Annotated in this window: 15 protein-coding genes; 5 read left to right on the plus strand and 10 right to left on the minus strand. The window is 60.6% G+C overall.

What is annotated here, in order from left to right; all coding sequences use genetic code 11:
* Nucleotides 1–35 precede the first annotated feature (35 nt).
* The 4 genes from PMI03_RS16195 to PMI03_RS16210 all read right to left on the minus strand — a co-directional run bounded on the left by PMI03_RS16195 (nt 36) and on the right by PMI03_RS16210 (nt 5,036).
* Nucleotides 36–2,006, minus strand: coding sequence for a DUF2207 domain-containing protein (locus PMI03_RS16195; RefSeq protein ID WP_409033801.1), 1,971 nt, complete (start codon nt 2,004–2,006; stop codon nt 36–38).
* A gap of 87 nt (nt 2,007–2,093) precedes the next feature.
* Nucleotides 2,094–3,350, minus strand: a complete 1,257-nt coding sequence (locus PMI03_RS16200; protein WP_012651035.1) for a 3-phosphoshikimate 1-carboxyvinyltransferase — start codon at nt 3,348–3,350, stop codon at nt 2,094–2,096.
* Between the two features lie 87 nt (nt 3,351–3,437).
* Nucleotides 3,438–3,989, minus strand: coding sequence for a LemA family protein (locus tag PMI03_RS16205; RefSeq protein ID WP_007695168.1), 552 nt, complete (start codon nt 3,987–3,989; stop codon nt 3,438–3,440).
* Between the two features lie 87 nt (nt 3,990–4,076).
* Entirely contained in the window at nt 4,077–5,036 is a 960-nt protein-coding gene (locus tag PMI03_RS16210; protein WP_007695169.1) for a glycine--tRNA ligase subunit alpha, read from the minus strand.
* 118 nt (nt 5,037–5,154) lie between these two features.
* Between PMI03_RS16210 and PMI03_RS16215 the strand changes: the two genes are divergently transcribed.
* Both PMI03_RS16215 and PMI03_RS16220 read left to right on the plus strand, forming a co-directional pair.
* Nucleotides 5,155–5,439, plus strand: coding sequence for a hypothetical protein (locus PMI03_RS16215; RefSeq protein ID WP_007695170.1), 285 nt, complete (start codon nt 5,155–5,157; stop codon nt 5,437–5,439).
* A gap of 8 nt (nt 5,440–5,447) precedes the next feature.
* On the plus strand, nt 5,448–5,762 hold the full coding sequence (locus PMI03_RS16220) for a type II toxin-antitoxin system RelE/ParE family toxin (RefSeq protein WP_007695171.1): 315 nt from the start codon (nt 5,448–5,450) through the stop codon (nt 5,760–5,762).
* Between the two features lie 121 nt (nt 5,763–5,883).
* On the opposite strand, the gene PMI03_RS16225 is transcribed toward PMI03_RS16220, so the two are convergent.
* The 3 genes from PMI03_RS16225 to PMI03_RS16235 all read right to left on the minus strand — a co-directional run bounded on the left by PMI03_RS16225 (nt 5,884) and on the right by PMI03_RS16235 (nt 7,481).
* The gene (locus PMI03_RS16225) at nt 5,884–6,075 is read right to left on the minus strand and encodes an NfeD family protein (protein WP_007695172.1); all 192 of its coding nucleotides are present in this window, start codon (nt 6,073–6,075) and stop codon (nt 5,884–5,886) included.
* Nucleotides 6,076–6,091: 16 nt separating this feature from the next.
* Entirely contained in the window at nt 6,092–6,952 is an 861-nt protein-coding gene (locus PMI03_RS16230; RefSeq protein ID WP_007695173.1) for a S49 family peptidase, read from the minus strand.
* Nucleotides 6,953–7,022: 70 nt separating this feature from the next.
* A complete protein-coding gene (locus PMI03_RS16235) occupies nt 7,023–7,481 on the minus strand; it encodes an ATP-binding protein (protein WP_034520424.1) in 459 nt (152 codons plus the stop codon).
* Between the two features lie 222 nt (nt 7,482–7,703).
* On the opposite strand from PMI03_RS16235, the gene PMI03_RS16240 reads away from it, so the two are divergent.
* Both PMI03_RS16240 and PMI03_RS16245 read left to right on the plus strand, forming a co-directional pair.
* Entirely contained in the window at nt 7,704–7,883 is a 180-nt protein-coding gene (locus PMI03_RS16240) for a hypothetical protein (protein WP_007695176.1), read from the plus strand.
* Nucleotides 7,873–8,496: a helix-turn-helix domain-containing protein gene (locus PMI03_RS16245; RefSeq protein WP_007695177.1), complete on the plus strand. Its 624-nt coding sequence runs from the start codon at nt 7,873–7,875 to the stop codon at nt 8,494–8,496. Before PMI03_RS16240 ends, PMI03_RS16245 begins: the two co-directional genes overlap by 11 nt.
* A gap of 98 nt (nt 8,497–8,594) precedes the next feature.
* On the opposite strand, the gene PMI03_RS31770 is transcribed toward PMI03_RS16245, so the two are convergent.
* From PMI03_RS31770 to PMI03_RS16260, 3 genes are all read right to left on the minus strand, one after another.
* On the minus strand, nt 8,595–8,957 hold the full coding sequence (locus PMI03_RS31770; RefSeq protein WP_051696832.1) for a hypothetical protein: 363 nt from the start codon (nt 8,955–8,957) through the stop codon (nt 8,595–8,597).
* Nucleotides 8,958–9,224: 267 nt separating this feature from the next.
* Nucleotides 9,225–10,001, minus strand: a complete 777-nt coding sequence (locus PMI03_RS16255) for a tRNA1(Val) (adenine(37)-N6)-methyltransferase (protein WP_007695184.1) — start codon at nt 9,999–10,001, stop codon at nt 9,225–9,227.
* Nucleotides 10,002–10,011: 10 nt separating this feature from the next.
* The gene (locus PMI03_RS16260) at nt 10,012–10,242 is read right to left on the minus strand and encodes a DUF2007 domain-containing protein (RefSeq protein ID WP_007695186.1); all 231 of its coding nucleotides are present in this window, start codon (nt 10,240–10,242) and stop codon (nt 10,012–10,014) included.
* Between the two features lie 108 nt (nt 10,243–10,350).
* Here PMI03_RS16260 and PMI03_RS16265 point away from each other — a divergent pair.
* Nucleotides 10,351–11,057 (plus strand): polyprenyl synthetase family protein (locus PMI03_RS16265; RefSeq protein ID WP_007695189.1); only part of this gene is annotated, 707 nt, incomplete at its 3' end.

The raw sequence follows: 11,057 nt of genomic DNA on the forward strand, positions 1-11,057 counted from the left end.
GCGGCGACCTCCCCCCTCAAGGGGGAGGTGTTCAATCACCACCCGCCTCCGCCACCACCGCCACCTCCGCCACCGGAGAAGCCACCCCCGCCTGAGAAACCGCCGCCGCTGCCGCTACCAAAACCGGAGGAGGAGCTGGAGACTGGCGCGGGGATGGTGGAGGCGATGGTCGAGGCCATGGAGGAGGAGAATTCGCCGATCCGGCCGCCAAGGTTGCCACCGTAGACATTCCCGACATACCAGCCGGGAGCGTAGCTTGCGGCGACCGCGGCACCCGCGGCCGTTGCCAGCCAGGCATCGAAGGCGCTTGACCAAGGTTTTTCGACGCCGAGCGCGACGGCGTAGGGCAACAGCTTTTCGAAATGCTGCGGCGACATCTGCGGTGCGCCCTGCATGTTCATGCGGTCGCGTTCGGCAAGCGTCAGATATTGCCGCAGCCCGGCAATGCCATCCATCATCTTCCGCCCGATCGGCGTCGGCGCGCCCATCAGGAAGAAGAACACGACATTGAGGGCGAAAATGCCCACGATCCCGACCAGTAGCGGCAACTCGCCCGCTTCCATTAGCGGCACGACGACAGCCGCGAAAATACTGGTGACGACAGACACGATGACGAAGCCGATGAAGGCGAAGACCAGTACTGAAAAAATTCGGCGGCCAAGACCGGCATCATGGCGAAGGAACATCCGGCCTATGGCGCCGGCAAAGACGGTGACGACGATCGACAGGAAGCCGGGCACCACGATGAGCGGCAGCGCATTCTCATGCAAGCGGCCGAAGATGACGATGGCCGCCAGGATCAGCACCGACAATGCAATGCCGATGACGATATAGAGCCGGTTGGCCTTGTAGTATTCGTCGCGATGGTCGCGCTCGATGGCGCTGCGGAATTGCTGGCCGAGCTTTTGGACGGCCGCGCCGTTCGCCGCGTCGATCACCAGCGGCGTGAACGGGCCGATTGCGCCGAACAACACTTTCTCGCCGCTGCCCAGATCGCGGCCGGCCGTCTTGCCGGTCGCCTTGAGGATCACCTTATCCTTCAGATCGTCTAGAGTGACGTAACCACGCACGGCAAGATCGATCGCCGTCGCCGACAGCGCCGTCCATCCGGCACCGGAAAAGCCTCTGTTGTCGATATAGTTGACCAGCGCCGGCGAGACACCATCCGGCGGATCCCAGCGCGGAACCATGACGCCCCGCGGCGGATCGCGCCCGACGGCGAGCCAGCTCCTGAGATAATAGGCAAACAGCAGGATCAGACCGCCGATAGCAATAATGGCGTCGAGATGATCGGCGATGAACCAGCGCCATTGCTGGCCACTGCTCGGCGGCAGGATCACCCCCTTCGGCAGCTTAATGGCGATCGTCAGCCCCTCACCTTGCGCCAAGGGCCGCGTCGTGGCGAATGTAACTCTGCCTGCTTGTTGGCTGGCGCTTGCATCCTGGCCTTTGCCGCCAATCGGGCCGGTGTAATAGGCAAGCTGCTGCGCCAGTACCCCATCCGGCAGGGTAACGGTGGCCGAGGCTCGCAGGATCGGGAAGAGCCAGCCATTGCCGGTGACGTTCCAATAGAGCTCGTCGTGATCGTTGAAATAACGGATCTGCCGATCGGTGTTGTAGGTAATGCGGAAGGTATGCGGGCCGGGGCTCAGAAGGAATTGCGTCGAGCCTTGATCCGCCCGGCCGATATAGATGCGCGTGCCGCCCTCGATACGTTCCCTGCGCCACTCCTCGGGCTGCCCGTCGCGCTCGACGGAGACGACATCGAAATCCACCTGCGCCTGGCGGCCAGCCGGATCAATGAAGGTCAGCGGGAAATCCCGGAAGATGCCGCGACGGATGGCGCGGCCTTCGGCATTCACGGCAATGGTCTCGGTGACGTTCATTGAGCCGTCGCGATTGACGGCAATCGTCTGGGCAAAGTTTGTGATGACTTCGGCGGCCAAGGCCGCCGTTGCGGAGAACAGCAGGATCAAGGCCAGGAAAAGCCCGGAAAGCCAACGCATCATCACACCCCCATGTGATCCCGGCAGCGCCCTGTTGAGGGCGCTGCATAGCATGAACGTAAATCCACGCTCCCAGGGAGCGGGGCATTAGTCGTCGTAGGCGACACCCAGCGAAGCCAGTACCTGCCAATAGGCCGGGAAGGTCTTGGCAACGCAATCGGGGTCGAGAATGGTGATCCCGCCGATCTTCAGACCGGCGAGCGCAAAGCTCATGGCGATACGGTGATCGGCGAAGCTGTCGATTTCGGCGGGCAGTACCTTACCCGCAAGGCTCGGGTCGGAAGCGACGACTAGATCATCGCCCTCTTCGGTGCCGAGACCGGGGACGATCCGCGACAGGCCGCTCGACAGCGCCCGGACGCGGTCGCACTCCTTGACGCGAAGGTTCTCAATGCCGACGAAGCGCACCGGCGTCTCGTTGAAGGCGGCAAGGACGGCAAGCGTCGGGATGGCATCCTGCATCTGCGACCCGTCGATGACGGCGGGCAGGTGCGGGAATTGCGAGATCAGCTCATAAGCGCGGGCGTCCGGCTGCGAGAATTCCGCCGCCGGCGTGCCGAGATCGATCTTGCCGCCGGTCAGCGCTTCCGCCGCCCAGAGATAGGTCGCGGCGGAGGCATCCGGCTCGATGAGGAAATCCGCCGCATGGTAGCCGGTCGGCTCGACACGCCATGTGACCGGGCTAGTACGCTCGACCTTGGCGCCGAAAGCGCGCATGGCGGCAACCGTCAGGTCGATATAGCCGAGCGCACCGATATGTTCGCCGAGCAGCTCGACATCAACCGGGCGATCGCCACTGGCGGCCATCATCAGGAGGGCGGAGACATATTGGCTGGAGAGGCCGCCGTCGATCTGCACGCGGCTCGCCTCGAAACGGCCCGTGCCATTGACCGTGACCGGCGGGCAGCCGGTCTCAGTCGATGCATCGATACCGAGCGAGCGCAGCGCCTCGACCAGCGGGCCGATCGGCCGCTTGCGCATGTGGGCATCGCCATCGACGACGACCTTGCCGTCGACCAGGGCGGCGGCGGCTGTCAGGAAGCGCGTCGCGGTGCCGGCATTGCCGAGGAAAAGCGGTTCCGCCGCCGGCTGAAGTTTGCCGCTGCCGGTGACGATGAAGGTGGTGTCGTCGGGCTCATCAATAGTCACGCCCATGGCACGCAGCGCTTCGGCCATATAGCGCGTGTCGTCGCTCTTCAGCGCACCGGTCAGCCGGCTCGTGCCCTTGGCAAGGCCGGCGAGCAGCAGCGCACGGTTGGTGATCGACTTCGATCCCGGCGGCATGGCGCGGCCGACAAGTGGCTTGCCCGGCGGGATAATCGTGAGTTTGGCTCTACCCATCATCATTCTCTTTGGTCAGTCAGGAAAGCGGCCGATGGCCAGCGGTCGGCTTCCTTTACCGCCTCACATGCAAAACCGATAGCGGGAATCTCAGAACTTGACGGTTGGAACGGCGCGGTCGGCTTCGTCGGTGATCTCGAAGAAAGCGCGCTTGGCGAAACCGAACTGACCGGCGATGAGATTGGAGGGGAAGCTCTCGACCTTGACGTTCAGGTCGCGGGCGGCACCGTTGTAATAGCGCCGCGACATCTGGATCTCGCCTTCGATGCCTTCCAGCGAACGCTGCAATTCGAGGAAGTTTGTATTGGCCTTCAGATCGGGATAGGCTTCGGCAAGGGCGATCACGCGGCCAAGCGCCTGGCCGAGAAGGCCCTCGGCCACGCCACGGCCCGCGACATCGCCTGCCGGCACGGCCTGCGCCTTGTTGCGCAGCTCGACGACCTCTTCCAGCGTCTGGCGCTCATGAGAGGCATAGCCTTTTACGGTTTCGATCAGGTTGGGGATCAGATCGGCGCGACGCTTTAACTGCACGTCGATGCCGGACCATGCCTCTTCGGCCACCTGCCGGGCGCGGACGAGCCCGTTATAGACGAGAACCGCATACAGAGCGGCAAGGACGATGACCGCCAGGATAACATACATCGCGAACCCCCCGTTGCGATTACAATCAAGGGGACACTATGCGGCTTCGCGGATATTGTCACCCGCTTTCGCTGTCTGGGCAGTATCTTAGGCGGCCTGCCTGCCCCAGTTGATGCCGCCGGCATCCGTCAGCAGGAAGGCCTCGCCGCATGCCTTGGCGAGCGTACGCACGCGCAGGATGTAGCTCTGGCGCTCGGTGACTGAGATCACGCCGCGTGCGTCGAGCAGGTTGAAGACGTGGCTTGCCTTGATGCACTGGTCATAAGCCGGGAAGACGCATTTGTGCAGACGCTGGTTGTCGCTGTCGCCGGGCGCGCCGGCGGCCAGAAGCGCCAGGCATTCCTTTTCGGCATCGATGAAGTGACGATGCAGCATCTCAGTATTGGCATATTCGAAATTATGCCGGGAATATTCCTGCTCGGCCTGCAGGAAGACATCGCCGTATGTGATCTTCTCGTCACCTTCGAGGCCATTGAAATTCAGGTCATAGACGCTGTCGACGCCCTGGACGTAGGTCGCAAGCCGCTCGAGGCCATAGGTCAGCTCGCCGGCGACCGGTGAGCACTCGATGCCGCAGACCTGCTGGAAATAGGTGAATTGCGACACTTCCATGCCATCGCACCAGCACTCCCAGCCGAGACCCCAGGCGCCGAGCGTCGGGCTCTCCCAATCGTCCTCGACGAAGCGGATGTCGTGCACAAGCGGATCAAGACCGATCGCCGCCAGCGAACCGAGATAAAGCTCCTGCAGGTTCGGCGGATTGGGCTTCAGGATGACCTGATACTGATAGTAATGCTGCATGCGGTTCGGGTTTTCGCCGTAACGACCGTCAGACGGGCGGCGAGACGGCTGCACATAGGCAGCCTTCCATGGCTTCGGTCCCAGCGCGCGCAGCGTGGTCGCCGGATGAAACGTACCGGCGCCGACTTCCATGTCATAGGGCTGAAGAACCGCGCAACCCTTGTCGGCCCAATAGTTATGCAGGGTCAGGATCAACGCCTGAAAGGAGCGCTTTGGGTTCATATGGTCGGGCACGGTGGCGGTCATGGGATTGATTTCTTCAGGTAACGAACGGTTTGGCGGACAGGTGCCACGATGGAAGACAAGGGTCAAGAGATGACGTATAGATATGGCGATGCGTCTCCGCGATGACTTGGAGAAGGATATGAACGTCAAAACCGAAATCACATTATCCGAGCACCATCTCCGCCTTGCTGAAAAGATGGTCAAGGAAGGCGCATTTCCTTCGATCTCCAGCCTCGTAGAGGCGGCGATCGAGCAGATTGACCAGACGACCCATCATGATGGCACGCCCGATGACATGGTGTCCGGCATGGTGGATGAAATTCGTCGGCGCATGGAATTGCCTGCTGACCAATGGTTACCCTGGGACGGCAAGGAAATGGCCTCCAGGGTGAAAGACAAGCTGCGCCAGAAATACGCCAAATAAGTTAGCTCATGCGCCATGTGATAACCAAGCATCCGCTTGTCGAACACGATCTCTTCGACATCGTCGACTTCATTTCCAACTATGCAGGCATCGAAGTTGGACTAGCCAAGACCGATGAAATCACTGAATTCATCGACAGGCTTGCCGACTTTCCGCACATAGGCACAGTACGCGCCGATATGGCGCCAACATTGAGGGTAATTCCTGCTTCAGAAAAAGCGGTCGTGTGCTTCACTGTGGATGATGCCACCAAGGTCATCCGCATTATCTGCATCAGCTATGCGGGTGCGGATTGGATGTCTCGGGTAAAAGAACGGCGCTGAGATCCGCGCATCGCCGCGCATGTTGGCTTGATCGCGATCAAATCACCAATTGGCGGGGAGCCCCAATCGGAATGACTTTACCATCTCCAAAGCCCGCTTGCGCCGCTCTGTCTTGTCCGTGTTACTCGTCATCCCGCTTCACCCGATACTCCCCCGTCTTCGGATCCTTCACCAAGGTCCCGACAGCACCCGTCCGCCGCTCGTTTTCGGCCCTGCGCGACTTTTCGGTGAGCTTTTGCGCGTCGCGCACGAAGCGTCGATAAAGCCACCAGATGCCGCCGATGACGACGGCGAAGAATATAATCTGCGGCATTACGCAGCGCTCCCGATTACAATCCGTACCGTCCCCACAATGCCTTTTCCTCTGCCGCTTGCGCAAGTCCGGACGCAAGACCAGCGCCGATGCCGTCCATGCCCGCAAGCGAAACGCCGGGCGCGCGGCGGCCGAAGAGGCTGCGCGGCGTGCCAACCAGCACCAGCTTGGTCTTCTCGCCGAAGCGTTTCTTCAACTCCTGACGCATATCGCCGAGCCCGTCGATCAGGCCGAGTTCAAGACCGCGGCCGCCGGTCCAGAAGAGGCCGGAAAATACGGTGTCGTCGTCGGTGAGCTTACCCGCCCGACGCTCGCGCACCATATCGATGAAGACCTTGTGGATCTCCAGCTGCAGGCTCTTCAGATATTCGATGTCCTTTTCCTTTTCCGGCTGGAACGGATCGAGGATCACCTTGTTCTCGCCGGCAGTATAGACGCGGCGCTCGACACCGAGCTTCTTCAAAAGCTCCGGGAAACCGAACCCGCCGGAGACGACGCCGATGGAACCGACGATAGAGGTGGCATCGGCAATGATCTCGTCACCGGCGAGAGCGATCATATAGCCGCCGGATGCCGCGACATCCTCGACGAAGACCAGCACCTTCTTCTGCTTTTCCTGCGCGAGATCGCGGATACGGTTATAGATCATCCGCGACTGCACCGGCGAGCCGCCGGGCGAATTGACGACGAGCGCGATCGCCGGCGCGGCTTTCATCTCGAAGGCCTTTTCCAATGCTTGCGAGATGCCGGCGAGGTTGAGCGATTGGCGAAGCGGACCGCCGCCGGACGCAATGGCGCCGCTCAGCCGGACGACCGGGATGACGACTCTTTCCTTGCGAAACCGCTTCGGAATCATGCGCTTGAAAAAACCAGCCATTCGTCGTCCCTGAATCATGATGTTTGCTGCCGTGATGTATGCATGGAAATGGCAAATGCAACATCGATCGCTAACGATATATGGAAGCCTCCTCCTCCGGCAGCGGCCTCTCGAGCCACGAGGCGCACAATTCGAGGTGCTCCCGCGTTACAAAAAATGTGTCGGGCGGCAAGTCCTGGTTACGCGCCTCGACGCGGCTGACCAGTTCCTCAAAGGGCGGGTCCAGGAAGATTAGTCGGGCCTCGGCGCCTGCCTTTGACGCCAGCGCTCGCGCATCGTCTCGCTCTGTTCGACGGAAGAATCCAAATTCTAGAACCACGTCGCGCCCCAGACGAAGAACCTTATCAGCCAACTCCAATTGCAATTGCTGTACTGCACGTCGCCTGTCGGCATCGTAGCCGTCCCCAACAATTCGCGCCATCCATACGTCCGGAGACAGCAGCAATGCAGGGCATTCCCGTTCAAGGCGTTTGCCGATTGTCGTCTTCCCCGCCCCTGGCAGCCCCATTAACATGTATAATGTTGCCATACATTGTCCTTCCGTAGCCCTTGCGCGTCCATCATTGCACTTTCGCGCCGGGATTGCTCCGCACGACGTGTTTTCCATCGATGACAGGAGAGGACGCGCTTTCGCCGCAAGCGCACGGCGCCGCAAAAACATTCCTCCGTGTCCCTCAAGATTGGGCGCTGCGCCCTCTACATCTGGCGATCAAAAAAATAGATTTGTGGCATTGAACTGCAGGAGCATCGCATGTCCAGCCAGGCTGCCAACATCATCGATTTCCAGGCCTATCGTGACGCCCGCGTCAAAAGCATGCCGGTCGAGCAGGTTCCCGTTTCCGTGTGGCCCCAGCAGCCTTTCCTCATGTGGGTCCCTTTCATGGGCTTTGTCCCGGTGATGCCGCTTGGCAACCCGAACTATGGCGCTTGAATCCATCGAGCCGCTGCATGTGCTCCCAAGAGCCGAATCGGTCGACGAAATCTCGTCGCTGACGGGCCAAAACCTTCGCCGGTTGCGCACGCGCCGCGGCTATTCGCTGGATCGGCTGGCAAAAATCTCCGGCGTCAGCCGTGCCATGCTCGGACAGGTCGAAACCGGCAAAAGCAGCCCGACAATCAGCATCCTCTGGAAGATTGCCGCCGCGCTGGATGTTCCCTGCGGCTCGCTGATCGCCCAGCCGCACGACACCTCGTTGCAGGTACTGACGCACGCCAAGGCGAAGGTGCTGTCCGCCTCCGAAGGCAAGTTCCAGACGCGGGCGCTCTTTCCCTATGAAAGCGACCGCAAGGTCGAGTTCTACGAGCTGCGCATCGCGCCCTATCATACGGAGATCGCCGAGGCGCATCATCACGGTACAATCGAAAATCTTGTGGTTTCGCGGGGTACGGTCGAAATCGTCGCGGGCAAGCATCCGCCACAGATCCTCGGCGAAGGCGATGCCGTGATCTTCGACGCCGATGTCGTCCACAGCTACCGCAACATGACCAGCAGCGAAGCCGTGCTCTATCTGGTCTCGACCTATGTCGAGGAAGTTCGCGGCTAAGGCACACTTGCCTGGAGACGCAAAAAGGCCGCCCTTGCGGACGGCCTGAGGCAGATGGAGGTCTGCTTGTTAATTCCGGGGGTGGATGCCCTCTGGAATTAGGCTGCTTCCATCATGCAGCACATCATCATGTTGCCGCACATCATCATCATCGGCATGCCGGACGACATCATGCGCTTGCAGCATTCCATGAACATGTCCTTGTCCATGCCTTCCATCGGCATCATTTCGCAGACCATGCCCTTCGGCGTCATCTTGCAGGTCATCTTGCTCATCATCATCTGCATCATGGGCATCATGCCGTTCATCATCGGCATCTGACCCATCATCGGGTTCATCATCCCGCCCATCATGGGATTCATCATCGGCATCATCATGCCGTTCATCATCGGGTTCATCATACCACCCATCATCGGGTTCATCATCGGCATCATGTTCATGGCGGGGTTCATCTGGGTCATCTCCGGTGCTCGGCCGTATTTCGGCTTTCAATGAGAATTGAGGTAGAACGACTAAAAATAACGTTCAAGCTAAAAAAACGTTCCAATAATCTTTCCTCCAACAGAATGGAAACATGTCCGCTTGATGTCGAGCAAAGGCCGCTATCGCAGATATTCCTCCGTTATCACGGATTATACCAATGCCTTGGCCGAAATGAGTAAAATCGGGAATGGTTATTCTTGCCGCAAGCGAATCGCGGACTCATCAAACCTGTCGAGGGCGACAGGTCATTTCCGGGCGTAGGCGGCGCGGCCATTGTTGAGATAATCGACGAAATCGGAGAACTTGTGCACCCCTTCGCCGTGCATGGTCAGCGGCGCCCGCAACGCCAGCCGAGCCCGTGAGCCCTTGATCGCCGTCACCAGAATGCGAACCGCGTTTTCGCCGTCGCGCGGATGAATCGGCGTGATCTCGATGCCGCCGAAGCGGCGGCCGCAGGCGGCGATGATCTCGCCGATCGATTGCGGCCGGGCGATCAGCGACAACTGGCCGCCGGGGATCATGATTGCGCCCGCCGTGCGTACCCAGCGCTCGAACAGGCCGTCGGTCATGGCATGCGCCTCGGCCTTCAACGCGTCCGGCGTCAGCCGGTCGCTGGCATCGTTGAAGGGCGGGTTCATGATGACATGGTGGAAACTGTCGTCGATCAGACCGGCGGCGTTGCGCTCCTTGCCGATCAGGGTCACATCGGCTTCGATCACCGAGACGCGGTCCGCAAACCGCGCATTTTCCATAAGGGCGAGGCTCTTGCGGGCAAACTCGGCCATTTCCGCGGAACGCTCGAACAGCACCACCTCGGCCTGCTCCAGCCGCGAGGCGACGGCCATTCCGGCCGCACCCGCGCCGGCGCCGAGATCGGCCACCCTGATGCCGCGCTCATCGGCCACCAGAGCCGCGAGCAGCATGGCGTCCATGCCGGAGCGATGCCCCCTGCCCTTCGGCTGGACGACATGAAAGGCACCGCGATGGAAAGCGTCGATCGTTTCGGAGGAAGGGCCGGTCATGACGAAAACCTCAGTCGCCCGCGGAGCGCAGCTCGTCGCCGAGACCGGCATCGATGAGGATGCGTCGGGCCTGATCGGCGCGGTCGGTCTCCACCAGGAAGCGGCGTGGCAGCATGCCGAGCGAACCCTCGAGAATGCTCATGGCCTGATCCGCGACAAAGCAATGAATCCCGGCATCCTTCATCAGACTCTCGGCAAAGGAGAGGAGAACCGGGTCGTTCGTGCGGATGAGTTCGTGCATAAGCCTCGGGTTTCCTGTCAAATTTACGCGACGAGACAATTCGCCTCTTGCCGCCCCTTGCGCCCCTTCTTATTGTGCTTTGTGAAAAATGAACAGGAGTCCGGACAGTTGGGCGTCGTGATACCGCTTGAAGAAAGCAAGAATAAACAGGCATCCATCAAGCCATTGGTGGACCTGACCAAGGCGGATATGGAACGCGTGAACCAGCTTATCCTGTCGAAAGCCGGTTCCGACGTGCAGATGATTCCGGAAGTGGCGGAGCACCTGATCTCGTCTGGCGGCAAGCGCCTGCGGCCGATGCTGACCATCGCCTCCGCCGCGCTCTACAATTATCAGGGCGACAATCACATCAAGCTCGCGACCTCGGTCGAATTCCTGCACACAGCGACCTTGCTGCACGATGACGTGGTGGATGAAAGCGATCTGCGCCGCGGCAAGTCTACGGCCCGCATGATCTGGGGCAACCAGGCCAGCGTTCTGGTCGGCGACTTTCTGCTCGGCCAGGCCTTCCGTATGATGGTCGAAGTCGGCTCGCTGGAAGCACTCGACGTGCTGTCGTCAGCCGCCTGTGTCATCGCCGAGGGCGAGGTGCTGCAGCTCTCCGTCTCCAAGAACATGGAGACCACCGAAGACGATTATCTTTCCGTCATCCGCGCCAAGACGGCGGCGCTTTTTTCAGCCGCCGCCGAAGTCGGCCCGATCGTCGCCAATGCCGGCAAGGCCGAGCGCAACGCGCTGAAATCCTATGGCACCAATCTCGGTCTCGCCTTCCAGCTCGTCGACGACGCGCTGGATTACGGCGGCAAGGCCGCCGA

The sequence above is a fragment of the Rhizobium sp. AP16 genome, assembly GCF_000281735.1.
Lineage (GTDB): Bacteria > Pseudomonadota > Alphaproteobacteria > Rhizobiales > Rhizobiaceae > Rhizobium > Rhizobium rhizogenes.